Genomic DNA, 24,977 nt, shown 5'->3' with positions numbered 1-24,977 from the left:
CTGTTCCGGGTAGATCGTGGCCTGGTAACGGCCGGAACCATCGAGCCGCAGACGAACCTGGACAGCCGACCGTTCATGCGTCTCGGAAGCGGAGCAGCAGGCCGCCGGCGGTGAGTGCGGCGAGGGCCCACAGGGCCAGTACGCCGAGCCCTGCCAGGGGCCGATGGGCAGTTTGCCGATGTCGACGGTGACCTGGACGGCGAGGCCGGCCGTCATCGGGGAGATCTGCTGGAGGTGGCGCTGCCAGTGTGTTGAGAGTCATCTGGAACCGGATAGCCGGTCTGTCCGCCTGGCTTCCGGCGAGGATCCTCGCCACACCGACCAACTGGGCCCATCCTCCGAGGAGATCAGCCACGGAGGCGAGAAAGCCCTTCCGTCTCCACCGCGCCCCGGGGTCGACGACTGCACGGCCGCGTTCCTCGCGCAGTCGTCGTGCGAGCGTGCGGATCTCCCCCCATGCTGGAGACGAGGGGGGTGTGACAACGGAGGAAGTGGTGACGATGCGGACCGTTGTCGACCTCACACGGTGCCAGGGCTATGCACAGTGCGTGTTCCTCGCGCCCGAGGTGTTCGAGCTGCACGGCGAGGAGGGGCTGCTGTACGCCACGGCCGTGCCCGACGATCAGATCGAGCGCGTGCGCCAGGCCGCCGCGGCATGCCCGGTGCAGGCGATCCTCCTCGGCGAGGGGGTGAGCAGTGGTGTGCGCTGACCTCAAGGACGGCCGGATCGTCATCGTCGGTGCGTCGCTGGCCGGGCTGCGGGCCGCGGAGGCGTTGCGCGAGGAGGGTTTCACCGGCTCGCTGACCGTGGTCGGGGACGAGCCGCACGCGCCCTACGACCGGCCGCCGCTGTCCAAGCAGGTGCTGCTCGGGCAGGCGACGGCGGACACCACCGAGCTGCCGATGCGCCGGGATCCGGACGCCGAGTGGCGCCTAGGCGTACCCGCCACCGGTGTGGACCCGCTGGCGAGACGCGTGGTGCTGGAAGACGGCGAGTCACTGCCGTACGACAGGCTGCTGATCGCCACCGGAACCCGCGCGCGTCCCTGGCCCAACCCGGAGGAAGCCGCCCTGGACGGGGTGTTCACTCTGCGCACCCGTGAGGACGCGGGCGGGCTGTCCGAGCGGCTGGCCGCCGGGCCGGAGCGGGTGCTGGTGATCGGCGCCGGTTTCACCGGTTCGGAGATCGCCTCGGCGTGCCGGGAACTCGGGCTGGCCGTGACCGTCGCCGAACGCGGCCCCGCACCCCTGGTGGGCGCGCTCGGCGGCACTCTGTCGAAACTCGCGGCCGTCATGCACCGCAATCACGGCGTGGATCTGCGCACCGGTGTGACGGTCACCGCCCTGCGCGGGAACGGCAGCTTCACCGGTGCGGAGCTGTCGGACGGCAGCCGCGTCGACGCCGATGTGTGCGTCGTGGCGCTGGGGGCGGTCCGCAACGTCGAGTGGCTGGCGGAGTCCGGGCTGGCGGCGGGCCCTCGCGGGGTCGCCTGCGACGCCGGGTGCCGCGCGTTCAACATGTACGGGATCGTCACCGATGACATCTTCGTGGCCGGTGACGTCTCCCGCTTCCCCCACCCACTGTTCGGCTACCAGATGCTGTCCCTGGAGCACTGGGGGAACGCGGTCGAGCAGGCCCAGGTGGCGGCCCACAACATGGTCAGCCCAGGGCCCCTGCGGCGCCCGCACCTGGCCGTCCCGGTGTTCTGGTCGACCCAGTTCGGGCTCAACATCAAGTCGGTCGGCGTGCCCACCTACTCCGACTACGTGGTCATCGCCCAGGGCTCCTTGGAGGCGCGCCGCCTGGCGATGGTCTACGGCTACCGAGGACGGGTGACGGCCGCGGTCACCGTCGACATGGCGAAGTCCCTCGACTACTACCGGCACTTGATCGAGACGGCTGCCGCGTTCCCGCCCCCGCCGGGCGCGGCGGACCGTGCGATCGCGGCCGACATCCCGATTCCCTCCGATGTGCCGGACCCGTCGGTGCTGTCCCACGGACCGACCGTAGCGCTCACCGGACACCTCCCCGATCGCCGACTGACGATGGTGTGACGCACCGGCCGTCCACGTCCTGCCCCCACCCGAGGAGCCACCATGGACTCCGAGACCCTGCTGGCACGCATCACCGACTACGCCAGCCGCCCCGATCCCTACCCGCTGTACGCAGAACTCCGCGAGGCCGGTCCCGTGGTGCGCCAGGCAAGCGGCAGCTACCTGGTCGGCACCTACCACGAGATCGCGGCTCTGCTCCACGACCCTCGGATGAGTGCCGATCCCCGCACCCGCGGCGAGGTGACCCACAAGCCGCCGTTCCTGCGGCTCGACGACCCCGAACACCACAGGCTGCGCAGGCTGGCCATGCGGCCGTTCGGCCCGCCGCACAGCCCCGCCCGGGTCGACGGCATGCGCGGCGAGATCGACCGGATCGTCGAGAACCTGCTGGAGCCCTTCGAGGCTGGCCGGCAGATCGACATCGTCGACGACTTCGCCTATCCGCTGCCCGTCACGGTGATCTGCCGCCTGCTCGGTGTGCCACGCGAGGACGAGCCGCTGTTCCGGGCCTGGTCCGACGCGATCGTCGCGGCCGCGGACGTCAGGCCCGACGAGGACACCGGCACGGACAAGGCGGGGGACCAGGCTCGCATGGAAATGGGCGGGTACCTGGTGAACCTCGCCGAACAGCGCCGTGGCCAGCCGAGCGACGACATGCTCTCCGCCTTCGTCAACGAGCCGGACCCGGCTCTGCGGCTCACTCAGGAGGAACTCGCCGAGACCGCCGTACTGCTCCTCATCGCCGGACACGAGACCACGGTCAACCTCATCGCCAACGGCGTGCTCACCTTGCTGCGCCGGCCCGAGCAGCTGGACCGCCTGCGCCGGGAACCCGGCCTGCTGCCGCAGGCGGTCGAGGAGCTGCTGCGCTACGAACCCCCGGTCCACATGCGCGAGCGCATCCCGCACGCCGACATCGACGTCGCCGGCACCCGCATCAGCCAAGGCGCGACCGTCATCCTGGTCCTCGGCTCGGGCAACCGCGACCCGAAGCGGTTCCACGAGCCCGACCGGTTCGACCCCACCCGCCCGGACATCGAGCACCTCGGCTTCGGCAGCGGCATCCACCTCTGCTACGGCGCCCCCCTCGCCCGTCTCGAAGCCCAGGCGGCGCTCCGCGCGCTGCTCCCCCACCTCGGCACCGCGAGCCTGGTCGAGGACCCGCCCCCCTACCGCCAGAACGCCATGCTCCGCGGTCCCCGCCACCTGCCCATCCAACTTTGAGGTGGGAATCCGGCAGCAGACCACACCCCGTACACCTCGCAGGACCTCCGCCGGTCGACATCCCCATGACCGCTTCGACCAGGCCGTCGGTCATCCCGGATGTGCGCAGCAGGTTCCGCATCGCGTCGTCGCTGACGCGCTCTGCGCGCAACGGGCGACCTACGGCGGCGGACACTATCTCGGCGGCCTGCGGCCAGGTGAGGTCGGCCGGGCCGTGCACGGCCTGGACACAGCGTCCGGACCAGTCGGTCGACAGCAGCCGTGTCGTGGCGACCTCCGCGATGTCACGCGGTGCGACCCAGGCAAGAGGCTGGTCCAACGGCAGGATCACGGGAATGACACCGGCCCGTACGGCATCGAGCTGGAGCTCCAGGTTGGTGAAGAAGTAGCCGCAGCGCAGGTGCGTGACCGTGGCACCGAGGTTGTCGAGGGCGAGCTCGGTTGCCGCGAGGCCGTCGATCTCGCCGGCTCCGTGGCGCTTTTCCGCGCCGACGCTGCTCTGGAAGACCGTCCGCTCGACGCCGTTCGACTTGACGGCGCGCACCACGCTCGCCGTGGCCAACGCGTAGTCTCCCAGCGGATCTTCACCGGTCGACGGGGGATCCACCCAGAACAGGGCGTCGACCCCGGCGGTCGCGGCGACGACGGCGTCCGGGTCACGCTGGTCCACTGCCACCGCATCCACCTCGCGGCGGACGTCGGCATCGAGCCGGCCGGGATCGCGGACCAGTACCCGTGGACGGACTCCTGCGCGCAAGAGCATGGCGACCACATGCCGTCCGACGTTCCCGGTGGGTGTCGTGACTGCGATACGCATGGCTCAGTGTTCCTTTCGCCGGTTTCCAGCATGACGGTAGAAGCCAATCCGGACACCTTGTGTCGCCATATCGCACCGCGGACGTGCGCGTGTGCGCCGGAAAACCCGGAAGTCCTGAGGCCTGCCGCCCCAGGTCGTCGCGGACGTGTCGTAGAAGGGGTGGATCCAGATGCGGTCCGGCGGAATCGTGTCGTGGGTGGACAGGTAGAGTTCCTGGCCGCCGTCGACCAGGATCCGGTAGCCCTCGTCCAGGTGCAGCCGGAGCAAGGGGCTCTCGAACTCGTAGAAGCACGGCTTGTCGTCCGGTCCGATACGGATGTGTGTGGAACCTTGGTTGAAGCCGTAGAACGGATCCGTCACCGCCTTGTCGATACCGGCGGTGCTGCCGGCGTATCCGCGTACGTAGATGATCGGCACCCTTGAGGCCGGTGCCATGCGGTCCTCCAGAGGGTGACGGGCGCCGCTGGGCCAGACTGGCCGGGCGTCCCGGAGTCGGGCTCGGTGGTGAGGTGAGGGCGTCCGGAATGTCCCGCTCCACGCTACGGACGCACCGTCAGCCCGGCGTCATCCTGGCGTCACCCACCTGGGAAGACGGCGACCCCGTGGCGGGCCAACAGGTGCGCGAACCGAGGGGAAGGCTCCACTCCCAGCTCCTCCCGGAGCAACCGCCGGAACGAGTGATAGTGACGGACCGCCTCGCTGACGTTGCCCTCGGCGAGATGTGCGGACACGGCGGCACGGTTCGCGCTCTCCCGCAGCGGTTCCGTACGCACGCTCTCCCACGCCGCCCCGAGCGCGGGGGCCGGCTTCCCCTCTCGTACGAGCGTCTCGGCCAGTGCATCGAGAGCGTGCAGCCGCAGCTGCCGCAGACGTTCACGCTCCAGCAGGACCCACTACGCCATGACCGGGGAACCATCTTCTGCGAGCCGGCATGGTGGCCGAGTTGCGCACATGGCCTGCGCAGCGGCATCCGCTCTTTCAACCCCCGCCAGCCTCCCCCGCATCGTCACCGCCGGCCGCATCGGCACCGGCGTCCTGTGAGCTGCCTCACCCATCGCCGCCTGCTCGGCGCGTGAACTGCCTCACCAGCGCCCCGCGTACCCGTGCGACGCCGCTCGTTGGCCGGATGCGTCACTAATCTGTCATTGCAGCCAGTGCGACATCCGATACAGGCTGTGACCGTGTTGGAGCGACGAGTTGTAGTCGTGGTGTACGCGGGCGCGATGGCCCTGGACATCACCGGACCGATTGAAGTGTTCGATACGGCGAACCGGCTGCTGGGCGCCTCGGGCACCCCCTACCGGACCGAGTTCATCTCCACCGACGCACCACTGGTACGCATGAGTTCGGGGGTGGTGGTGGAGGCCTCGCCGCTGGAGGCGGGACAGGGCCCGATCGACACGCTCCTCGTGCCGGGCGGATGGAGTCTCAACGAGGCGCTGCGGGACCAGTCGCTCGTGTCCTGGATCGGCCAGGCAGCGGCCCGCTCGCGCAGGGTCGCCTCCGTATGCGGCGGTTCCTTTCTGCTGGCCGAGGCAGGCCTTCTCGACGGCAGGCGCGCCACCACGCACTGGGCGTACAGCGAGGCGATGGCGTGCCGCTATCCGGATGTGACGGTGGACGCCGAGCCGATCTTCATCTGGGACGGCCCCTTCGTGACCTCCGCGGGCGTGTCGACAGGCATCGACATGGCGCTGGCTCTCGTGGAAGCCGATCACGGATCGGCGCTCGCTCTGGAGACGGCACGGTTTCTGGTGCTGTTCCTCAAGCGACACGGAGGACAGTCCCAGTACAGCGCCGTCCTCGACGCCCAGTTGGCCGACCATCCGCCGATCCGGACGGCACAGGAGTGGATCCTGGAGAACCTGGACAGTCCGCTGCCCGTGGCCGACATCGCGCGGCAGGCCAACATGAGTCAGCGCAACTTCGCCCGGGTCTTCCGGCGCGAGGTGGGCACGACACCCGGCCAGTACGTCGAGCGGACGCGCATCGCCCGCGCGCGCGAACTGCTGGAGACCACAGACCTGACGATCAGCCAGATTGCCGGCCGCTGCGGATTCGCCACCACGGAGACGTTCTTCCGTTCCTTCGGACGAACCCTGGGGCTAACCCCCAAGGAGTACCGGCACCGCTTTCAGGTCGTCTCGCCGGCCGGCCTCATCGACCGGCACCACGAGCGAGAGGGGAGCCCCGCATGACCCCCACGACCTCGGCATTACGCGAGGCGGAAACGGTACGCCTGGTCGACCACCTGGCCGGGGAACTCGCCGCGGCCGGCGTCACCCACATGTTCGGTGTCGGCGGTGCGAACATCGAGGACCTGTTTGACGCGGTGCACCGCGGCGGCGCCATCCGCGGTGTCGTCGCGAAACACGAGTTCTCCGCCGTCACCATGGCCGATGGATACGCACGTACCACCAGGCGCCTCGGCGTCGTTGCCGCCACCTCGGGTGGTGGGGCGATGAATCTCGTACCGGGTCTGGCCGAGGCGTACGCCTCCCGGGTGCCCGTGCTGGCTTTGGTGGGCCAGCCCCCGACCGGCCAGGAAGGGCAAGGAGCGTTCCAGGACTCCAGCGGCAAGGCGGGCTCCTTCGACGCAACCGAGGTCTTCGCGTCCGTCTCCCGGTTCTGCGCCCGGGTCGATGACCCGGACTCGCTCACGGAGTTGCTGCCCCGGGCAGTGGCGGCGGCGCAGGCAGATCCTCGCGGGCCGGCCGTGCTGTTGCTGCCCAAGGACGTGCAGCAGGCGCGGATCCAGGTGCCCGTCCGCGCGCCGGCCCCGACACCGGGCGGTTCGGCGACGGCATCCGTGGCGCGGCTCGACACCACTGCCGTCAGGGCCGTTTCGGATGCCCTTCGCGGGGCCGGTCGCGTCCTCGTCATCGCCGGTGAGGATGTGGCCGCCGCCGACGCGCGTGGGGATCTGGCCGAACTCGCCCGATGCGTCGGGGCATGGGTGGCGGTCACCCCGGACGCCAAGGACGTCTTCGACAACCGTGATCCACGGTTCGCGGGCGTGGCCGGGGTGATGGGCCACGCCAACGTCGAGGACTGTCTGCGCCGGGCCGACCTGTGCCTGCTGGTCGGTACCCGGCTGCCGCTCCTGGCACGTGGCGGCCTCGACCGGGCCCTCGCCACCACCGAAGTCGTGTCCCTAGGCCCCGAACCACCGTTCGTGGCAGGCACCGCCCTGGGTGGGAACCTGCGGGACGCGCTGCGCGCGGTGACCCGCCGACTGCCGTCCCGCCCACGCCCCTGCCCGCCGCACGCCGGCCCCCTTCCCACGCCCATGCCGGGAAGGCTCTTCCCGGCCCGGGAGCAAACCGTGCCCCACGCCCAGGCGGTCGCCGCGGTGGAGGCGGCACTCCCTCAGGACGCACACGTCTTCGTGGACGCCGGCAACGCGGGTGCCAGCGCGATCCATCTCCTCCCGGCACCGCGCCACGGCCGGTTCGTGGTGGCGGTCGGCATGGGCGGCATGGGCTACACCTTCGGCGCCGGCATCGGCGCCGCGCTCGCCACCGGCCGGCGCACCTACGTCCTCGCCGGCGACGGGGCCTTCTTCATGCACGGGATGGAAGTGCACACCGCCGTGGAGTACGGCGCACCCGTGACGTTCGTGATCTTCAACAACAACGCCCACGCCATGTGCGCGCTGCGGGAGGAGTTCCTCCAGGGCGGCGTCCGCAGCGACGACCTGTTCGCCCGGAGCGATCTCGCCGCCGGAGTGGCCGCCGCCTTCCCGTCCCTTCAGGCCACGGGAGCCGCCGACGCGGCGCACCTGCGGACGGCACTGCTGCGCGGCAACGCGAGCGGCGGCCCGGCGTTCGTCGCGGTGGCCTGCGACCCACGGGAGATCCCGCCGTTCCTTCCCTTCCAGTCCTTCACCGAAGCCACCGACAGCAAGGAGGGTTCAGATGAGCGAGGAGTCGTCCATGTTGGCTGACATCCCCGGCCTGGTCCGGATCGAGAACGCCGACAAGGAGGAACTGACCGCCCACTGCATGGAGTTGACCCACGCGGTCTACCCCCACCATCAGGTCTACGGGCAGTACTGCACCATCCACGAGTACGTCGACTGCCCCCCGGAGCAGGCCTACGACTACCTGCGCCAGGGGCACCACCTGGAGGAGTGGACCTGCAGTCTGCGGGGCTTCGCGCCCACCGGCACACCGGGGCTGTGGGTCGGTCACGACCGGCTGGAGGACGACACCAGGATCTACTGCAAGGTGGTCGCGAACCCCGAGGCCATGACCGTCGACTACCACTGCTCCTGGGACCAGGGCGAGAAGCTGTGGATGATCTACCTGATGCGTGTCGTCCCGGCCTCGCTGGTCCTCGACAAGCCCGGTTCGGTGATCACCTGGACCAACTGCCGGCACCCCTACTACGACGACAATCCGCAACCCGACCTGGCTCCGCGCCCGGACCGGCCCTGGGTGGGCGACTACTGGGACCTCTTCTACGCGGGGCACACCGTGGAGATGCACAACCTCAAGGCCATCCTGGAACACCGCCACCGGAGCGGCCTGCCGGTCAGCTCCGCTCCGGCGAGGGCGGTGACGCGGTGACCACGGTCAGTCTCACCGACGTCGCGAGCTATCTGCCCGGCGAGCCGGTCCCCGCGGCGTTCTACACGGAGTTCCCCGGAGCCGAGGACAAGCTCCGCAACCACCCCATGTTCAAGGTCCCGCCGTTACGGCACCACGTGGCCAGGGACGAGACCAACGCGGACATGGTCGAGCGCGCCGTACAGCCCCTGATCGAACGGCACGGCGCGGCGGAGATCCGGGGCGTCGACGTGCTGTTGGTGCACAGCCAGTTGCCGGACCTGCCGTTCGTCGGAGCGGGGACCGAGGTGGCGCGTCGGCTGGGCCTGAACCCGGAGTGGCTGGTCGACGTGGCCAACGCGGGCTGCGCGTCCTTCGTGTACATGGTGAAGCTGGCCCGGCAGATCCTCACCACCACCGACGCGAGGACCGCGCTGATATGCAACGCGCAGAGCGCGGCCGGGCAGTGGTTCACCCAGTCCGAGGTGCGCAAACTCGCCCAGGCGGCGATCCCGGGCGACGGGTGCGGTGTGGGGTACGTGACCACGTCGGCACGGTCGCCGGTCCTCGACGTGGAGACCCGGCACATCGGCGCGTACGCCGGCGACATGACCGTGGCGGTCGACGACGGTCGCAAGTACTGGGAACCGGGACAGTCCCAGCTGCGGATCGGGTTCACCGACGCAAGCGTCGCCAAGGTCCTGGCCCGCGGGAACCGCCTCGTCCCCGAGGTGGTCACGGAGCTGTGCCGGCGGCTCGGCGTGGCGAGCACCGACATCGACGCCCTCATCACCAACCAGCCCAACCGCACCTTCCTGCGGAACTGGCGAGAGGCGCTGCAACTGCCGGACGAACGGCACCTGGACACCTTCGACGAGTGCGGGAATCTGTTCGGAGCGGCGATCCCGGTCACATTGGACCGCGCGATCAGCTCCCGTCAGGTGGCGGACGGCGATCTGATCGTGCTCGGGGGATTCGCCCACGCCGGCGACTTCGCCGGTGCCGTCGCCGTTCGCTGGCACGGCGGGCGGGACTGAGCCATGGACCTGCCCGTGCTGCACCGGCTCGCCCTGAACGAGAGCCCCTATCCCCCACTGCCCTCGGTACGCGAGGCCATGCGACGGGCCGTCGCACAGGCCCACCGCTACCCGCAGTTCCACCCCGACGACCTCACCGAGCGGATCGCCGCGTGGTGCCGGGTGCCCTCCGACCGCGTCGCGGTCGGCAGCGGATCGGTCGGCGTGGCCCTGCAGTTGCTCCGGGCAGTGGTCCGGCCCGGCGACACCGTGGCCTACGCCTGGCGCACGTTCGACGCCTACCCGCTCCTGGCCGCCATGGTCGGCGCCCAACCGGTCCCCGTGCCCCTGTCGCCGGACGGACACCAGGACCTGGGCGCCCTGCTCGCGGCGCTCGACCACCGCACCCGCGTCGTGGTGCTGTGCAATCCGCACAACCCCACCGGAAGTCTCGTCACCGCCGACGCACTGGCGGCGTTCCTGCCTCAGGTACCCCGACATGTCACCGTGCTCCTCGACGAGGCGTACATCGAGTTCGCCCGCGACACCGACCTGCCGGATACCCTCGCGCTCCTGGACGCACACCCCAACCTGCTGGTGCTGCGCACCTTCTCCAAGGCCTACGGCCTCGCCGCCCTGCGGGTCGGCTACGCACTCGGCGCCTCCGGCCTGGTGGAGCGGATCCGCCGGCAGCAGTTGCCCTTCGGGATCAACGGGGTCGCGACAGCGGCGGTGAAGGCCTCTCTGCGGGCCGAGAGCCAGCTGCGCCAACGCGTGGACACCGTCGTCGCCGAACGCGAACGGCTCCGGGGTGAACTCGTCTCCCTCGGCTGGTGCGTACCCCCCGGCCACGCCAATTCCGTCTGGCTCGCCGCGCCCGGTCCGATCGACGAGGGCGCGGCGGCACTCGCCGACGCCGGTGTCCAGGCACGTCACTACCCCGGCGAGGGACTGCGGCTCACCGTCGGCAACCGGAGGGCCAACGACACCGTGCTGACCGCACTGGCGGGACTGCGCGCGCACCACCCCCGCCAGTGACGCCTGAGGCCTGGGGCCTTTCCGTTCTCATGTGCCGACGAGCTTCCCCGGACCGGGGACAGTACGGAAACGGAACGGCTCCGGGTCGCGGCCGGGCTGGATGAACCAGCACTCCCCGGTGCCGTCGCCGGTGACGATCCGCAGCACCGTGTCCGCCACGACCTGGGCCGGGATGATCGGCAGTGACTGCTCGGAGAGCATGTCGCGCAGCGGGTCGATGATCCGCGACTCGGCGAACCCGGGGCAGACGGCGTTGAAGCGCACGTTCTCCGGGGCAAGAGCCGGCCCCAGGGAGCGAGCAAGTCCCACGACCGCATGCTTGTTGGCCGCGTACAGGGGGTCGAGCGGTACGGCCGCCAGGCCCGCCAGCGACGAGGTCGCCACGATCGCCCCGCCACCGCGGGCCCGCAGTGCCGGCAGCAGCGCATGGGTGCCGAAGACCACGCCGTCGAGGTTGGCTCCCATCGCGCGACGGTAGCGTGCCAGGTCGAAGTCGTCACCGAGGCCGCATCCGGTCGTCACCCCGGCGTTGAGCAACGCGATGTCGACGCCACCGCAGGTCTCCCGGGTGTAGTCCACCAGCGCACGGTTGGCGTCCGGGTCGGAGACGTCACAGGCGCGGAAATGACCGTCCACCATCTCGGCCACCTCCTGGCCGCCCCGCGCGTCGAGGTCCGCGACCACCACGCGCGCCCCCGCCTTCGCCAGCGTCAGTGCCGTGGCCCGGCCCAGTCCACTGGCACCGCCGGTGACGATGGCGACCTTGCCCCGGAGCACCGCGCCGTCCGTCTGCCCCGGCCGGACTGCGGTGTCCCTCTCGACGGTGGTCATGACAGCTCCAGGACGAGCTTGCCGACGTTGTCCCCGCGGAAGAGCATCTGCAGTGTCTCGGGGAAGTCGTCCACGCTCCCCCGCACCACGTGTTCCTTCACCTTGATGCGGCCGGCTGCGATCCAGGTGGAGATGTCCTGCGCGGCCTGCGCGTAGCGCTGGGCGTAGTCGAAGACGACGAAGCCCTCCATGCGGGCGCGGCGCACCAGCAGCGAGAGGTAGTTGGACGGGCCCTTGACCGGCGTGGCGTTGTTGTACTGGCTGATCGCACCGCAGACCACGACTCGTGCGTGCATCGCCAGTCGCGTCAGGGCCGCGTCGAGGATGTCCCCTCCGACATTGTCGAAGTAGACGTCGATGCCGTCGGGGGCCTCCCGGCGCAGCGCCTTCCTGACGTCTTCGGCGCGGTAGTCGATCGCCGCGTCGAATCCCAGTTCGCCGATGAGCATGGCGCACTTCTCCGGCCCGCCGGCAATGCCGACCACCCTGCAGCCCTTGGCCTTCGCGATCTGGCCGGCGATGCTGCCGACCGCCCCGGCCGCTCCCGACACCACGACGGTCTCGCCGTCCTTCAGTGACCCGACGTCCAGCAGGCCGAAGTAGGCGGTCATGCCGGGCATGCCCAGCGCGCCGAGATACGTGGAGGGCGGGGCGAGGGAGGTGTCGATCTTCATGGCGCCCCTGCCGTCCGAGACCACGTACTCCTGGACGCCGAACATGCCGACCACATGATCGCCCGGCTGGAAGTCGGGGTGGTCCGACGCGGTGACCTCGATGACCGAGCCGGCGCGCATCACCTCCCCGATGCCCACCGGTGGCAGGTAGGAGGGACGGTCGTCCAGCCAGCCCCGCATCGCCGGGTCCAGGGAGATGACGCGCGTCCGGCCCGCGAACCGGCCCGGGCCCGGCTCGTCGACGGGCTCTGAACAGTGCTGCCAGTCCTCGGGTTTGACCTCGCCCACGGGTCGGGCTGCCAGACGGATCCGGCGGTTGGTCGCAGACATCGCGCCTCCTGTCGCTCATGGCTTCGCGGCAGCGTACCGACCAGTAGGTATGCCGAGACATGTGTCGTTCGCCACACAGCGCGTGAATACGTCGTGAGCCGTGCCCGCGCTACCCGCCGGGTGCTGTCCAACGGATTCGGTTCGTCGGGCATCCTTGGGGGGGATGCCGGGAGACGGTGAGGGGAGCTGTGGTGGACGAACGCGCGCGGGGTTCGCGTGAGGTGGAGACGTCCGGGACGTCTCCGCAGCTGCGGCTGGACGTACTGCTGGACGACCTGCAGCAGCAGGTCGCGCAGGTGCGGGCGGCCCGGGACCGGGTCCACACGCTCCTCGACGCGGTGCTGGCCGTCGGCTCCGACCTGGACCTGGAGGTGGTGCTGCACCGCATCGTGGAGTCGGCGGTCACCCTGGTCGACGCCCAGTACGGCGCGCTCGGCGTGCTGGGCGAGGAAGGCACGATCAAGCAGTTCGTCACCGTCGGCATCGACGAGGAGGCCATCGCCCGCATCGGGCACTACCCACGCGGCGAAGGCATCCTCGGCCTGCTCATCCGGCACCCGGAACCACTGCGCCTGCCCGACCTGGCGCAGCACCCGGCATCCACCGGCTTCCCGGACGGGCACCCACCGATGACCAGCTTCCTCGGCGCCCCCGTCCGGATCCGCGACCAGGTCTTCGGCAACCTCTACCTGACCAACAAGAAGAGCGGCGCGGAGTTCGACAGCGACGACGAGGCGGTGCTGCGCACCCTGGCCGCTGCGGCCGGCGTGGCGATCGACAACGCCCGGCTGTACGAAGACGCCCACCGCCGGCAGCGATGGCTGGCCGCCAGCAACGAACTGACCCGCAGCCTCCTGTCCGGCGCGGAGCCCGCCACCGTACTGGACTCCTTCACCACCACCCTGCGCGAGATCGCCGACGCGGACCTGGTCACCCTGGCCGTGCCCGTCGGCGACAAGGGCGAACTCGTCATCGAGGCCGCCTCGGGCGCGCCGGCCCAAGAGGTCCGCGGGCTGCTGCTGCCCGCCACGGCACTGGCCGCCAAGGTCTACTCCTCCGGCGAGACGATCACCAGCGAGGCCGTCAGCGCCGACCCGCGCGCCAAGGGCGGCAGCGCCTCGGTGGTGGAACTCGGCCCGGCCTTCTTCGTCCCCCTCGGCACCCGCGAGCACGTCCGCGGCGTCCTCCAGGTCGCGAACCTGCCCGGCGGCACCCCCTTCACCGACGCCGTCATCGACATGGTCACCGGCTTCGGCAACCAGGCCGCCCTGGCCCTCGACGTCGCCGAGCACCGGCGCGACACCGAACGCATGGTCGTCCTCAACGACCGTGACCGCATCGCCCGGGACCTGCACGACCTGGTCATCCAGCGGCTGTTCGCCGGCGCCCTGTCACTCCAGTCCACGCTCGGCCGGGTCTCCGACCGGCCGCAGGTCAGCGAACGGATCCAACGGGTCGTGGACGACCTCGACGACACCATCAAGATCATCCGCTCCACCATCTACGCCCTGCGCGAGCACGACCAGTCCCGCCGCGGCAGCGGACTGCGCGCCCAGCTGGTGGCGGCCACCGAACGCGCCACCGAATCGCTCGGCTTCACCCCCGCGCTGCGCATGACGGGGCTGCTGGACACGGCCGTGTCCGCCGACCAGGCCGAGCAACTGCTGGCCGTGCTCGGCGAGACCCTGTCCAACGCCGCCCGACACGCCCACGCCGGCACCGTCGACGTCACCGTCGAGGTCACCGACACCGAGCTGAAGCTCCGGGTCGCGGACAACGGCCGCGGCATCGACCCGACGATCACCCGCCGCAGCGGCTTGGCCAACCTGCACAAACGCGCAAATGAGTTGAGCGGCAGCTTCAGCCTCTCCACGAACCAACCAAGCGGCACCGTCGTCGAGTGGATCGTCCCGCTTTCCAGGAAGTGACGGCCAAGCGGCAGTCTCCGGATGCGGGAGACGCCCACAGCTGCCACCGTATGGGTGAAGTGGTGGGTCCGTACGGGGCGGCCGGAAGGAGGGAAGTCGTGCTCACGGCACAGCCTTCGCTCCTGCGAGAGCTGGTCGCATGATGGCCGAGGCGATCAGACGAGGTCAGCGCCTCCTCCGCTGACGGGCTCATGCAGATCGAACGGTGTTTCTCCGACGCTCCGAAGCCATACAAGCCGGGGCGTGGTGATCACGCCACCCGGGGTGGGACGGGCGAAAGCCACCGGACGGGAAGGGGAGAGGGCCTGTGACCACGCCGCCGATCGACTACCACGCGCTGTTCGCCGCCTTTCCCAGCCCCTGCCTGGTGCTGGGGCCCGACCTCGTGATCCTCGACGTCAACACGGCCTACTGCCGGGCGACCGGCCGCACGCCGGAAGGCCTCATCGGGCAGTATCTCTTCGACGCCTTCCCCGACAACCCGGCAGACCCCAACGCTGACGGGGTACAGAACCTCAGCGCCTCCCTGCACCGGGTCCTGCGCACGCAGCAGCCGGACACGATGGCCGTGCAGAAGTACGACATCCCCGCACCCGCCCGCCCGGGAGAATTCGAGGAACGGTGGTGGTCCCCGACCAACACCCCCGTGCTCGGGCCCGACGGCCAGGTGGCATGGATCATCCACCGGGTGAAGGACGTCACCGAGTTCGTGCTCTCCCATTCCGCCCGTACACGCGCGGGCCAGGCGCTCAACGAGCGCGAAGCCGTGGAGGCCGAACTCTACGCGCGGGCGCGGGAACTCCAGATGGTGAACGAGCAGCTGCGGCAGGCCCACGCCCGGGAACGGAAGGTCGCCGTCACCCTCCAGGAGGCGATGATGCAGTCGCCGGACCTGGCCGGGCATCCGAACATAGCGGTGCGCTACCTGCCCGCCGCCAAAGGGCTCAATGTGTGCGGCGACTGGTACGACGTGGTGGACCTGCCCGACGACGCCTTCTCCGTCGCGGTGGGCGACGTGGTCGGCCACGGTCTGGAAGCGGCCGCCGCCATGGGCATGCTGCGCAGCGCCCTGTCCGCCGCCGTGCGCGCTCTGCACGAGCCGGCAAAGGCGATGGAGGTCTTGGGCCTGTACGCCCGCTCGGTCGAAGGAGCCCTGGCCACCACCGCGGTCAAAGCCGTCATCGACACCCACCGCCGACACGTCACCTATAGCAGTGCCGGCCACCCGCCACCCGTCCTGCTTCATCCGGACGGCACCTTCGTACTGCTCGACCAGGCCACCGACCCACCCCTGGGAGTCCGCCCGCATCACGTCCCGCGCCCCCAGGCAGCCCTGCCGTACACGCCCGGCGACACCCTCGTCCTCTACACCGACGGGCTCATCGAACGCCGTGACGAGGACATCGACACCGGCCTGAACCACCTCACCGACACCCTCACCGACAACCCCCGGCTCAGCCCGGAACACCTGGCCGACGTCCTCCTGTCCCGCCTCGGCGTCAGCGGCGGCGGACACGACGACATCGCCTTGATCGTCGCCCGCCTGTAGCGCTTCCCGCAAAGCCGGAGCACCTCGCGGCAGCGTCGACAACCCCCGACAAGAATGGGAGGTCCTATTCACCCTTCATCGGGGCTGGGCCGGTGGGTTCTCGTGTGGGTGTGCGAAGGGCGAGGAGGGCGACGTCGTCGTGGCCTGGCGGCTGGATGCGGCGCAGGAGCTGGTCGGCGAAGGACGGCAGGGGACGGTGGGCGAGGGCGGCGGCGTGCTGGCGCAGTCGGTTCAGGCCGTCGTCGAGCGGGCGACCGGGTACTTCGACGAGACCGTCGGTGTAGAGCACGAGGGTGCAGCCGGGTGGCAGGGGGACGGTGGCGTCGGGGCGGGGTGTGTGGAGGCCGGTGCCGAGCAGGATGCCGTGACCCTCGGTGAGGTAGTCGGCGAGGCCGTCCCGGGTGACGAGGAGGGGCGGTGGGTGGCCGGCGTTCGTCCAGGTCAGCCGCCAGTGGTCGTCGCCGGTCCGGATGACCCGGGCGAGGATGAGGGTGGCCATGGTGACGTCCGTGATCGGCTCGATCGCCGCGTCGAGACGGTCCACGATCCGGCTGGGGGGTTCTTGCTGGGACCAGGCGTAGGCGCGAAGCATGTTGCGTAGCTGGGCCATGCCTGCGGCAGCCTCCAGATCGTGGCCGACGACGTCGCCGATGGCGAGCGCGGTGGCGCCGTCGGAGAGGGTGAAGGCGTCGTACCAGTCGCCGCCGACCTGGGAGGCGTCGGGGGCGGGCAGGTAGCGGACGGCCATCTGCAGTCCGGGTACGAGCGGCATCTGGGGCAGGAGGTGGTTCTGCATGGTCTCGGCCACGGCGCGCTGGCGCTGGTAGAGGCGGGCGTTGTCCAGCGCGAGGCCGGCGCGGCGCGCGATGTCCTCCAGCAGAGGCAGGTCGGCGACGGTGAAGTTCCCCGGCTTCTTGGCACGGCCCAGGGTGAGGGCGCCCAGCACGTCCCGGGTGCTGCGCAGGGGCGCCACGGCCGCGGAGCGAATGCCGGTGACGTCGAACAGGCGGCGCTGCTCGGCGGTGATGCCGGAGTCCGGTGCCTGTCGGTAGGTGTCGGGGCCGGCCAGGGTGGAGGCGACACCTCGCAAGGCTTTCGACAAGGGCGTCACGGATTCTTCCGGGACCGGCGGCATGGGCCCTTCGAGATCCTCGTGGTGGACCAGGGTGTCGCCGTCGGCCTGGACGACGGCGGTGCGCCATACCTCCTCGTGCTCGGTGATCAGGTCGATGACGGCCCAGTCCGCCAGGCGCGGCAGGACCAGGCCCACCAGTCGGCGCAGCGCCTCGTCGACGTCGAGGGTGGAGGTCAGCTGGGTGGTGGTCTCGGCGAGCAGGGCGAGTCGCTCGAAGTCGGTCAGCGTCCCGGCGGCCTGCTCCGGACCTGGTGCGCTGACCGGCGCCTGCCCGTGGCTGTAGAAGACGACGAGGGTGCCGGCGCGTCCCTCGCCGATGTCGTACGGCATGATCGTCCAGGAGATCGGGAGCAGGTAGCCGTCGGCGCGCTCGAAGTACTCGTCCCTACCCTGGGCCGGGCTCCCGGCGTGGAACGCCTGCCGCATGCCGCACTGCGACGTCGACAGATGCTGCCCCTGCGGCCCGCGATGCAGCAGATCGTGGGCGTCCTGCCCGAGGAGTTCGCTGGCCGGGCGGCCCAGCAGGTGTTCGGCCCGGCTGTTGACGGCGATGATGCAGCCCTGCTCCTCCACGACATAGGCCGCGGCGCCGATGGCCTCCAGCGCCGCGGTGAGCCAAGGAGAAGGCACCGCGGCAAACCGCGGACTCTCCGGTCCCGCCACGTCCTCGCCTCCCTGGGTATCGGGCTTTCACCCTCGGTCGCTCCGGTGTACGGGCGGGGCACCCGCACCGCCTCCTATACCCATATGCCCCACTCCACTGCAGAGCTAGCTGTATCGGCCCGCAGGGTTTCTTCACGCGGGCGGCCGGCCGGGAGAGGGTGCTGCCCGCCTTGGCGCGCGTGGCCTCGACCGCTTCCCAGTCCTCGGTGCTGAGGTTGGCCAGTGCGGCCGGGAAGACGCCGTCCTGTTCCTTGAGGATGTGGTCGCGCAGCATGGCCGTCGCCTCGGTCAGCCGGTCCGGCCAGGTCGGGTCCGCGGGTGTCACGCCGTCGGCGGCCTCGGCCAGCACCGCTTCGACGCGCCAGTGCTCGGCCTCCAGAGCGGCGATCTGGTCGGGGAAGTCGGCGGCCAGGGCGGGAAACAGGCCATGCTCCTCGACCTGGGTGTCCGGTTCGAGCATCCTTGCGATCTCCCGGGCGACCTGTGCCATCCGGGCAGCCCCGCCCTCCTGATGGGCCGGCCGGAGGTGGCTGATGGAGAAGGCGACGTAGCCGCCGAACGCGGCCGCGTACAGCGCGGACGCCCGATCGCGGCCAGCGCCAGCATCAGCCAGGCCCGGCCCGGCACCGGCTCGTGCGCCGACGGCATTGCGTCGCTTCTCCCAGACCGTTGGACCACCATCGTGAACCTCCTGATCACAGTGATCCGGCCGTCCGCGCCCTGACGGCTCGGCGGCCCGTGTCCAGATTTCGCGATCCGGAGCTGTCACGCACGGGGCCAACGGTGCCTCCTACCGGCCCGACCGGGCCTCGCGCGGGGACCGTATGGGCCGCCCGAAGAGGCAAGCTGTCAGGGCCGATGGTCCCCGCCCGGCTACTTGGAGGAGTTCGGCTGGCGGACGGGGCGGCCGAGGCGGACCGGGACACCCGGTGAGTACAGGACACTGACCGGGGCGGTGCTCGGCGCGGGCAGGCCGGCCGCGGTGAGCAGGTTCTCCTCGCAGGTGATCAGCTCGGCGCGGTGCAGGGGCCAGCGCGGGTGGTGGTTGGGCAGGTACGCCGCACCACCGGCGAAGGGGTTGTGCATGCCCCAACGGGCAGTGAGGAAGAGCTCCAACTCGGTGGGTTCCTCTATGCGTTCGCCTGGGCGGACGGTGACGCGGCTGTACGCGCCGCGCACACCCGGCCAGCGTCGCGAGCTGGTGTAGGTGACGGTGTCACCGGTGGTGCGCAAGGACATACGGGACCACAGGTAGGGAAGGCGGAAGCCGATGCGTCCCATCACCACGGGGATCAGACGCGAGGCGTCCATCGAGCGGAAGACAACACCGCGGCGGCCGTGCGCGTCCACCGAGTACAGGCGGACGTTGGTCTCCGGGAACGAGCCCAGGTAGGGCAGCCCGGGCAGCCGGAACCAGCCGACCTTGTGCATGCGGAAAGCGACGAGCCCGATGTAGGTGACCCCACCGTGGATGTCGGGGACGGTCCCGGGTGGCATCAGCTTTTCCACTAAGGCCGGTTCGACGGCCCAGTGGATGAACGTCAAGTCCAGCCACTGCTGGGTGAGCAGCGGAAAGCGTATGTCGACAGGAGCGTCCGGGGAACGGGGAGCGTCGGTGACCGGCTTCTGCATGACTCGAGGATGACAGGCGACCGGCCCCGACGAGTAGGCCGATCCCAACGGAGCGCCCCTGCCGCTGAGGCGGGTGACGATGCCGAGAAGCCCGCACACCTGCGCCAGCCGGCCAAGGTGCCGGTCGGTCGCATCGTGTACACCCGGCAGCCACTGCCCGCCGTCCTCCCGGTCAACTTCAGCCTGGACACGGACTCCTCTCTGCTGGTGCGCACGTCGGCGTGGTCGTCACCGGGCGGGAGATCACCGGCGCGGCGGGCGCAGACTGATCGCAGCAGCGTGGTCGCCAGGCCCTGTCTGGCCCCCTCAGTCCGCGCGATGCCGGACCGGCTGCGCGAAGGCGCGCGGTGTACGGCCGCCGTCCGGTCCGTAGCCGAACCGGATCAGCGACTGGGGGCAACAGCGCCGTTGCGACAGGCGGGCCCCCGCCCGCGGTCCGGCCGCTCCATCGTTCTCCCTCGACGCCCGCGTCCGTGAGCAGGTGTCGTTCTGTGATTCGGCGGGACTGAGCGTCGTGCGGTCGTGGCCCCCCACGGCGGACAGACGCGGAATCCGCGCTCTCCGCCGGAGCCGCTGCGGGAGACGATGTCGCGGTCGCGCAACACCTCGCGCCGGAACACGAACTGTCCGAAGCGGTCGTCGTCGCGGCTGCTGATGACGAAGAGGTCCACCCCGTCGCAGGCGTCGAAGGGCTGGATCGGCGCTTCCTCGGACCGCTGCCACACGGGCCGAACCGGCCCGTCTTCGTCGGGGTGGTCTTGGCCACGCGGAACCGAACCGAGCCGCCATCGAGCGTGGACGCGCAAGCCGTGTACTCGCCACTCTCCGGTTCCGGCACCGGCACGCAACCGCAGCCCTCGAATCCGAGGTCCGTCCCCGGGCAGAGCCTAGGGCTGTCCCTGCGGCGCGGTCTGAAAGTACTGGGCGGCCTCGGCGGAGTTGTAGGAGGAGGCGAAGGTGAACGCGCGGGGGGACGGCCCGTTGGCCCGTAGGTCCGCCAGCCGTTCCAAGGCCTCGTCGACGGTCGGGAGATGACCGGCCGGGAGCCACCAGAGCACCAGGTGTGCCTCGACATGCCGTTCGAACCATTCGCGGCGCCGCCGCATCACCTCCAGGTGCCCGCTGCGGTAGGTGAAGTCCCACAGCGCCTCCTGGGTCTCCCACACCGTCAGGTTGACGATGACGTCCTCACCCGCCGGGCGCAGGGCGGTGGCATCGGCCGCGCCTTCCTCCTTGAGCCGCCACACGAAGCCCTGCGCGTCGTCGGCGGCGGTGTTCACCGGGTCGAGCATCTCGACGAACGGCGCCATGCGCGGGTCGTCGAGGGGGTGGAGGAGCGTGGCGACGTTGAGCTGGGCGAGGTGGGCGGCATGCTCGGATGCAGTCATGGCCACATCCCAGCACGGGCACCCTTCTAAGTCAATCCACATTGTTTTTAGAAGCTTCGACCACCACACAGCACTCCCCCGGCCGGGCGTCCATGCGGGCGCGGACGGGACCGTCCGTGCCGAGCAACCCCTCCAACAGCGCGAGATTCATGCCGCATACGAGCGGCGGGAAGCGTTCGGCAACGGCATGGAAGGGACAGTTGCGCATGCGCACGACCGGCGCGGCTTCTCCGGGCACCTCCTCCGCGCATTCGGTGTCCTGGACGCCCGCGGTGCCTTTCAGCTGCGGTTCGTACGGTTCGTAGCCGCGAGCCGCCAGCATCGCCATGGCCTCTTCGAGGCCACCGCAGGGCGCCGCCGAGCCGCGCAGGGCCTCGCCCCGGCGGCGCGCCGCCGCGTAGAGCCCGGCGTCGAGCCCGGCCTGCTCGGCGGCCTCGGCGAGCAGTTCGGCGGCGGTGCGGTAGTCGCGGGCGGGCAATGACACCGCCCGTTCGACCCGCGCCCGCGTGTACACCTTGGCAGGACGGCCCGCTCCCGGCCCCGACCGCCCCGTCAGCCGTCGGCTGCCGCTCTCCAGCAGGCCGGCCTCGGTCAGCCTGTCCAGGTGGTGCGCGGCGAGCGTGCGCGCCACCCCGACCGCCTCGGCGGCCTCGTTGCGGCCGACCTCACGGCCCTGTGCCACCACGTACTCGTACAGTCGGCGCCGGACCGGATCCTGCAGCGCCGCGATCGCGTCGATGTCCTCCACCCCGCCATTCTAGGAACAACGCAGGTACGAGATAGAAGGGCGGGACGCGGCCCCACCGGACCGTACTCGCCCCGTCGGACACGCCCTGGACGACGGCGAGGACGTCACGAACAGGGTGGCGGGGCGTAGCGGGCCCCTGCGGTCCATGGCCAGGCGCGGCGACGTACTGGCCCACCGCCTCCGTACCACCAGGACCCGGCTGCTGGACCTCTACGCCCCTACGGCGCCGGCAGCACCGTGTGAACGGGCCGACGCGGCGAAGGAGTCACCATCGTGCAGCTCATGCAGGACTGGAGGGTCAGTGCCCTGCCCGTGCCGGAGGGCGAGGGCCGCGTGGTCGGCGTCGTCTCCGAGGCCGACCTGCTGCCGAAGGAGTGGTTCCGCGACAGCGCCCCCGCCCTCGCCGTCCACCAGCCGTTGGTGGGCTGGCCGACCGGTCTGGCCGGACCAGTGCCGGTCAAAACCCGGGAAGGGACCACAGGCACCTGGGAGTCGGGATCGGGCAGGACGAGAGTGGAGGCCGACCGGTCACGGACAAGGGCCGAACGGCCCTGGCGTGAGGACGTCCCGTGCCGGTCCAATGACCTGATCACGCGTGTCCGTGGCTCCCAACCGGTTGCCCCGGACAGGTAACCGGCCACATCTGGAAGGGACGAGGGACATGCCGTACCGGCGCACCGTCCGCGACCGCGCCGGCAGGCCGTGCAGCCGCCTCGCCGCCCCGGCCGAAGACACGCAGCAGTGAGCCACGACACCGCACGGAAGCCTCCCATGACCATCGACACCGCCCAGTCCCTCCCTGCCGGGCCGCGCCGGAGCATCGAGCTGGACAGCGACGAAGCCCTGCGACTGCTGGGCAGCGTGTCCTTCGGCAGGATCGTCTTCACCCGCCAGGCACTGCCGACCGTCCGCCCGGTCAACCATGTCCTGGACAACGGCGACATCATCATCCGCACCCACGAGGGCGCGGCTCTGACCGCACGCGCCGGGCAGGTCGACGGCCAGGGCGTCGTGGTGGCCTACGAGGCCGACGCCATCGACCCCGACACGCACCTCGGCTGGAGCGTCGTGGTCACCGGCTACGCGCACCTGGTGACCGACTCGGAGGAACTGGCCCGTTACCAGGCGCTGCTCAGCCCCTGGGTGAAACGGACCATGGACTACGCGGTGCGCATCCGCCCGGATCTGATCACCGGCGTCCGGCTCACCGCCGGCAACGAGTCCGACGGCGCCTGATCGGGGTCCGGCTTCGAACTCATCGCGGCGCCAGAAACTGCTGGACAGCGCCCATCCCGTTTGCGCGCATCCGGTTCACCGGATGGCCGGAGGACACCCCGGCCATCCGCCCGCTGCGGTTGCCGCCGATGAAGGCCGAAAGCTGTGCGTCAGGCTCCCGAGCATCGCTCGCCGAGTGGCCTGTCGATCGTGCGGGACCACCGCGACCGGTGCGGTGGCGTGATACAGCAGCGCGTGGGTGACGGGGCCGATCGCCGCGCCGACCGGCGTCCGATCAGGCCGCCAACCGGATCCGGCGCGGCAGGGCCGGGGCGGCCGGCCCGATCCGGCTCCGGACACGATCGGCCGGACGAGTCCTCAGGAGGTCTGGTGCCGGAAACTCGACATTCAGGGCCCCGGTGAGAAGGCCGGGTGTGCCGCTCGTCGGACGTGGCCACCGCACCACCCGGGGGCTACAACTCATTCCGGGAGTCCGGTGGCCACCAGCGAGGCTGAAGGGAAGCTCAGAGGCCGTCCAGTTGGTTACAGGCCGACCGGGTTGACGTAGGTACCCGGGTGGGTGGCTCCGTCCTGCTTGAGGATCTGGCCGCCGAACGGCCACTTCAGGGTGAAGTGCGTCGTCTCGTTCGGCGGGGTGACCAGGAACTTCGCCGGAACGAACTTCTCCTTCTGCGGCGTGGACTTGGCCACCGGGAGCAGGGTGATGCTGAAGTCCACCGTCTCCCCCCGCCCCAGGGTCAGCTTTTCGGGCTTCTCGGAGGAACGCGCCAGCGACCAGGTGCCGTCGGTCTTCTGAGCGCCGACCATGTCGACACCGGCGAAGCCGGAGAGGGTGCAGGTGCGCTTGCTCCGGTTGGTGAACCAGATGTACGCCTGGGTCTGCTTCGCGGTCTGCCTCATCTCCGGCTTCGCGTCATCCCCCATGGCGAAGCCGGCCTTCAGGTCGGCGGTGTGGCAGCGGGTCGGCTCGGCCTTGGCGGGGGCGGCCGAGGCCGGGATGGCGGCGGCCGCAGTACCGGCGACGGCGGCGACCGCAAGGGCGACGGCGGTCAGCTTGGTCTTCATAGTGTTTCGGGTCCCCTCGAATACGAATCGGCACGCGAGGTCAGTGCGCGCCTGCGCACCCGAAGACGTGCAATGCCCGGGGGACGTTCGGTGTACCGGCGAGATTTTGCTACGACCTGGTGGTCTGCCGCGTTCGGCCTTCGGAGGTCAGCACCGAACCAGCACCGGGTTTCGAGGGGCCTCCGCAGAGGAAGCTGATGCCCTGGGCGAGGTTCAGTTCGCCGGAGTAGTTGATGGTGTTGGTGGCCGAGGGCATGTAGGACTTCCAGGCGTCCGAGCCGGACTCCCGGCCGCCGCCGGTGTCCTTCTCGGCACCGGAGGTGCCGATGTTGACGTTGGCGATGCCGCAGTCGGAGTCGGCGGAGGACAGGAAGATCTCCGCCTCCTGCTGGTCGCGGGTGGAGATGCTGGACGACAGGCCTTGGGGGACGCCGTTGTGCAGGGCGATCGCCTCGTCGAGGGTGTCGTAGGAGGACGGACAGGATCGGTGCGAAGGTCTCCTCCCGTACGACGTCGGTTTGTTCGGGGACGCGGACGAGGACGGGCTCCGTGTAGGCCGCCGCGGGTGCGGCCTCGGCGAGGCGCCGGTTTCCGCCGACCAGGATCTTGCCGCCCTGGGCCTGGACCCGGGTCAGGGCGTCGTGCATGGCGTCGAGCGCCGAGGCGGAGATGAGCGGGCCGACGAGCGTGGTGTCGTCGAACGGACTGCCGATGGGGAGCTTGGTGTAGGCGGCGGTCAGCCGCTCGATGAGGGTGTCGGCGATGTCACGGTGGACGATGAGGCGGCGCAGTGTGGTGCAGCGCTGGCCCGCGGTGCCGGCCGCAGCGAAGACGATGGCCGGGACCGCGAGGTCCAGGTCGCCTCGGAGCGGATCTTGCCCGCCTCGATGGTGACGAGGTCGGCCGGGTCGCCCTTGTGCTCGCGGAGCAACTCGCCGAGGCGGCAAACGAGTTCGCCGCGGCGCGGGGCGGGCGTGGTGCGCCAGGTGTAGTCGGTGGGGTCTTCGCCGCCCAGGGCCTACCGGTGCCGGACGGCCCAGCGGGCGAAGTCCGCGATGCGGCTGCGGGCGGTCGTCTCCGGGCCGGGGGTGAGGAAGG

The 24,977-nt window shown here is 70.6% G+C and carries 22 protein-coding genes and 8 pseudogenes; 14 read left to right on the top strand and 16 right to left on the bottom strand.

Annotation, left to right across the window (positions count from 1 at the left end; translation table 11 throughout):
- Positions 1 to 500: 500 nt before the first annotated feature.
- Genes ACZ5NH_RS19490 through ACZ5NH_RS19480 form a run of 3 tightly spaced genes read left to right on the top strand, consistent with a single transcriptional unit; the run spans position 501 to position 3,279 of the window.
- Positions 501 to 710 (top strand): ferredoxin, encoded by a 210-nt coding sequence (locus tag ACZ5NH_RS19490; RefSeq protein ID WP_388628671.1) that lies wholly within the window; start codon positions 501 to 503, stop codon positions 708 to 710.
- Positions 700 to 2,055 (top strand): NAD(P)/FAD-dependent oxidoreductase, encoded by a 1,356-nt coding sequence (locus ACZ5NH_RS19485; protein WP_468776805.1) that lies wholly within the window; start codon positions 700 to 702, stop codon positions 2,053 to 2,055. The genes ACZ5NH_RS19490 and ACZ5NH_RS19485 overlap by 11 nt, the downstream gene beginning before the upstream one ends.
- Before the next feature lie 42 nt (positions 2,056 to 2,097).
- A complete protein-coding gene (locus tag ACZ5NH_RS19480) occupies positions 2,098 to 3,279 on the top strand; it encodes a cytochrome P450 (protein ID WP_468776803.1) in 1,182 nt (393 codons plus the stop codon).
- A 103-nt stretch (positions 3,280 to 3,382) separates the two neighbouring features.
- Here the strand turns inward: ACZ5NH_RS19480 and ACZ5NH_RS19475 are convergent.
- The 3 genes and pseudogenes from ACZ5NH_RS19475 to ACZ5NH_RS19465 all read right to left on the bottom strand — a co-directional run.
- Positions 3,383 to 4,096 (bottom strand): annotated as a pseudogene (locus ACZ5NH_RS19475) (NmrA family NAD(P)-binding protein); the annotation flags it as partial.
- 3 nt (positions 4,097 to 4,099) lie between these two features.
- Positions 4,100 to 4,531: a hypothetical protein gene (locus tag ACZ5NH_RS19470; RefSeq protein ID WP_468776800.1), complete on the bottom strand. Its 432-nt coding sequence runs from the start codon at positions 4,529 to 4,531 to the stop codon at positions 4,100 to 4,102.
- Between the two features lie 140 nt (positions 4,532 to 4,671).
- A pseudogene (locus ACZ5NH_RS19465) lies at positions 4,672 to 4,989 on the bottom strand (AfsR/SARP family transcriptional regulator); the annotation flags it as partial.
- Positions 4,990 to 5,277: 288 nt separating this feature from the next.
- Between ACZ5NH_RS19465 and ACZ5NH_RS19460 the strand changes: the two are divergent.
- Genes ACZ5NH_RS19460 through ACZ5NH_RS19440 form a run of 5 tightly spaced genes read left to right on the top strand, consistent with a single transcriptional unit; the run spans position 5,278 to position 10,700 of the window.
- Positions 5,278 to 6,294, top strand: a complete 1,017-nt coding sequence (locus tag ACZ5NH_RS19460) for a GlxA family transcriptional regulator (protein WP_468776798.1) — start codon at positions 5,278 to 5,280, stop codon at positions 6,292 to 6,294.
- Positions 6,291 to 8,042, top strand: coding sequence for a thiamine pyrophosphate-binding protein (locus ACZ5NH_RS19455; protein ID WP_468776795.1), 1,752 nt, complete (start codon positions 6,291 to 6,293; stop codon positions 8,040 to 8,042). The genes ACZ5NH_RS19460 and ACZ5NH_RS19455 overlap by 4 nt, the downstream gene beginning before the upstream one ends.
- Positions 8,014 to 8,667 carry an SRPBCC family protein gene (locus ACZ5NH_RS19450; protein WP_468776793.1) on the top strand — a complete coding sequence of 218 codons (654 nt, stop codon included), beginning with the start codon at positions 8,014 to 8,016 and terminating at the stop codon, positions 8,665 to 8,667. The genes ACZ5NH_RS19455 and ACZ5NH_RS19450 overlap by 29 nt, the downstream gene beginning before the upstream one ends.
- A complete protein-coding gene (locus ACZ5NH_RS19445; protein WP_388628695.1) occupies positions 8,664 to 9,683 on the top strand; it encodes a ketoacyl-ACP synthase III family protein in 1,020 nt (339 codons plus the stop codon). The genes ACZ5NH_RS19450 and ACZ5NH_RS19445 overlap by 4 nt, the downstream gene beginning before the upstream one ends.
- A 3-nt stretch (positions 9,684 to 9,686) precedes the next feature.
- Complete coding sequence (locus ACZ5NH_RS19440; protein WP_468776790.1) at positions 9,687 to 10,700, top strand: histidinol-phosphate transaminase; 1,014 nt, start codon at positions 9,687 to 9,689, stop codon at positions 10,698 to 10,700.
- Positions 10,701 to 10,727: 27 nt separating this feature from the next.
- Here ACZ5NH_RS19440 and ACZ5NH_RS19435 read toward each other — a convergent pair whose 3' ends face one another.
- Together ACZ5NH_RS19435 and ACZ5NH_RS19430 are read right to left on the bottom strand one after the other, a co-directional pair.
- Positions 10,728 to 11,531 carry an SDR family NAD(P)-dependent oxidoreductase gene (locus tag ACZ5NH_RS19435; RefSeq protein WP_468776787.1) on the bottom strand — a complete coding sequence of 268 codons (804 nt, stop codon included), beginning with the start codon at positions 11,529 to 11,531 and terminating at the stop codon, positions 10,728 to 10,730.
- Positions 11,528 to 12,535: an NADP-dependent oxidoreductase gene (locus ACZ5NH_RS19430; protein ID WP_468776785.1), complete on the bottom strand. Its 1,008-nt coding sequence runs from the start codon at positions 12,533 to 12,535 to the stop codon at positions 11,528 to 11,530. The genes ACZ5NH_RS19435 and ACZ5NH_RS19430 overlap by 4 nt, the downstream gene beginning before the upstream one ends.
- Before the next feature lie 191 nt (positions 12,536 to 12,726).
- Between ACZ5NH_RS19430 and ACZ5NH_RS19425 the strand changes: the two genes are divergently transcribed.
- Both ACZ5NH_RS19425 and ACZ5NH_RS19420 read left to right on the top strand, forming a co-directional pair.
- Positions 12,727 to 14,463, top strand: coding sequence for a sensor histidine kinase (locus tag ACZ5NH_RS19425; RefSeq protein ID WP_468776782.1), 1,737 nt, complete (start codon positions 12,727 to 12,729; stop codon positions 14,461 to 14,463).
- A 307-nt stretch (positions 14,464 to 14,770) separates the two neighbouring features.
- Positions 14,771 to 16,012: a SpoIIE family protein phosphatase gene (locus ACZ5NH_RS19420; protein WP_468776780.1), complete on the top strand. Its 1,242-nt coding sequence runs from the start codon at positions 14,771 to 14,773 to the stop codon at positions 16,010 to 16,012.
- 64 nt (positions 16,013 to 16,076) lie between these two features.
- Here ACZ5NH_RS19420 and ACZ5NH_RS19415 read toward each other — a convergent pair whose 3' ends face one another.
- Together ACZ5NH_RS19415 and ACZ5NH_RS19410 are read right to left on the bottom strand one after the other, a co-directional pair.
- Positions 16,077 to 17,810 carry a PP2C family protein-serine/threonine phosphatase gene (locus ACZ5NH_RS19415; RefSeq protein WP_468776777.1) on the bottom strand — a complete coding sequence of 578 codons (1,734 nt, stop codon included), beginning with the start codon at positions 17,808 to 17,810 and terminating at the stop codon, positions 16,077 to 16,079.
- Positions 17,811 to 18,093: 283 nt separating this feature from the next.
- Positions 18,094 to 18,270, bottom strand: a pseudogene (locus tag ACZ5NH_RS19410) (hemerythrin domain-containing protein); the annotation flags it as partial.
- Here ACZ5NH_RS19410 and ACZ5NH_RS19405 point away from each other — a divergent pair.
- Positions 18,238 to 18,534, top strand: coding sequence for a hypothetical protein (locus ACZ5NH_RS19405; RefSeq protein WP_468776775.1), 297 nt, complete (start codon positions 18,238 to 18,240; stop codon positions 18,532 to 18,534). The pseudogene ACZ5NH_RS19410 and the gene ACZ5NH_RS19405 overlap by 33 nt on opposite strands.
- A gap of 149 nt (positions 18,535 to 18,683) precedes the next feature.
- Here ACZ5NH_RS19405 and ACZ5NH_RS19400 read toward each other — a convergent pair whose 3' ends face one another.
- A complete protein-coding gene (locus ACZ5NH_RS19400) occupies positions 18,684 to 19,442 on the bottom strand; it encodes a YqjF family protein (RefSeq protein ID WP_388628714.1) in 759 nt (252 codons plus the stop codon).
- A 9-nt stretch (positions 19,443 to 19,451) separates the two neighbouring features.
- Here ACZ5NH_RS19400 and ACZ5NH_RS19395 point away from each other — a divergent pair.
- Positions 19,452 to 19,670 (top strand): annotated as a pseudogene (locus ACZ5NH_RS19395) (hypothetical protein); the annotation flags it as partial.
- Positions 19,671 to 19,825: 155 nt separating this feature from the next.
- Here the strand turns inward: ACZ5NH_RS19395 and ACZ5NH_RS19390 are convergent.
- The 3 genes and pseudogenes from ACZ5NH_RS19390 to ACZ5NH_RS19380 form a co-directional block, all read right to left on the bottom strand.
- Positions 19,826 to 20,286, bottom strand: a pseudogene (locus tag ACZ5NH_RS19390) (MepB family protein).
- A 43-nt stretch (positions 20,287 to 20,329) separates the two neighbouring features.
- The gene (locus ACZ5NH_RS19385; RefSeq protein ID WP_468776772.1) at positions 20,330 to 20,830 is read right to left on the bottom strand and encodes a DUF3291 domain-containing protein; all 501 of its coding nucleotides are present in this window, start codon (positions 20,828 to 20,830) and stop codon (positions 20,330 to 20,332) included.
- 31 nt (positions 20,831 to 20,861) lie between these two features.
- Entirely contained in the window at positions 20,862 to 21,578 is a 717-nt protein-coding gene (locus ACZ5NH_RS19380; RefSeq protein ID WP_468776769.1) for a helix-turn-helix transcriptional regulator, read from the bottom strand.
- A 282-nt stretch (positions 21,579 to 21,860) separates the two neighbouring features.
- Between ACZ5NH_RS19380 and ACZ5NH_RS19375 the strand changes: the two are divergent.
- Both ACZ5NH_RS19375 and ACZ5NH_RS19370 read left to right on the top strand, forming a co-directional pair.
- Positions 21,861 to 21,974 (top strand): annotated as a pseudogene (locus tag ACZ5NH_RS19375) (CBS domain-containing protein); the annotation flags it as partial.
- A 375-nt stretch (positions 21,975 to 22,349) separates the two neighbouring features.
- The gene (locus ACZ5NH_RS19370; protein WP_468776767.1) at positions 22,350 to 22,814 is read left to right on the top strand and encodes a pyridoxamine 5'-phosphate oxidase family protein; all 465 of its coding nucleotides are present in this window, start codon (positions 22,350 to 22,352) and stop codon (positions 22,812 to 22,814) included.
- A gap of 186 nt (positions 22,815 to 23,000) precedes the next feature.
- Here ACZ5NH_RS19370 and ACZ5NH_RS19365 read toward each other — a convergent pair.
- From ACZ5NH_RS19365 to ACZ5NH_RS19345, 5 genes and pseudogenes are all read right to left on the bottom strand, one after another.
- Positions 23,001 to 23,102: pseudogene (locus ACZ5NH_RS19365) on the bottom strand (universal stress protein); the annotation flags it as partial.
- Positions 23,103 to 23,336: 234 nt separating this feature from the next.
- The gene (locus ACZ5NH_RS19360; RefSeq protein ID WP_468776764.1) at positions 23,337 to 23,879 is read right to left on the bottom strand and encodes a DUF4232 domain-containing protein; all 543 of its coding nucleotides are present in this window, start codon (positions 23,877 to 23,879) and stop codon (positions 23,337 to 23,339) included.
- A 109-nt stretch (positions 23,880 to 23,988) separates the two neighbouring features.
- Entirely contained in the window at positions 23,989 to 24,135 is a 147-nt protein-coding gene (locus ACZ5NH_RS19355) for a hypothetical protein (protein WP_468776960.1), read from the bottom strand.
- A 66-nt stretch (positions 24,136 to 24,201) separates the two neighbouring features.
- Positions 24,202 to 24,679, bottom strand: a pseudogene (locus ACZ5NH_RS19350) (aldehyde dehydrogenase family protein); the annotation flags it as partial.
- Positions 24,616 to 24,810 carry a hypothetical protein gene (locus ACZ5NH_RS19345; RefSeq protein WP_468776945.1) on the bottom strand — a complete coding sequence of 65 codons (195 nt, stop codon included), beginning with the start codon at positions 24,808 to 24,810 and terminating at the stop codon, positions 24,616 to 24,618. The gene ACZ5NH_RS19345 and the pseudogene ACZ5NH_RS19350, both read right to left, overlap by 64 nt.
- Between the last annotated feature and the right edge of the window lie 167 nt (positions 24,811 to 24,977).

It is taken from the genome of Streptomyces sp. NPDC031426, from assembly GCF_055581585.1.
Note: the sequence above shows the minus strand (reverse complement) of the source record. Positions and strands in the feature narration are given on the sequence as shown.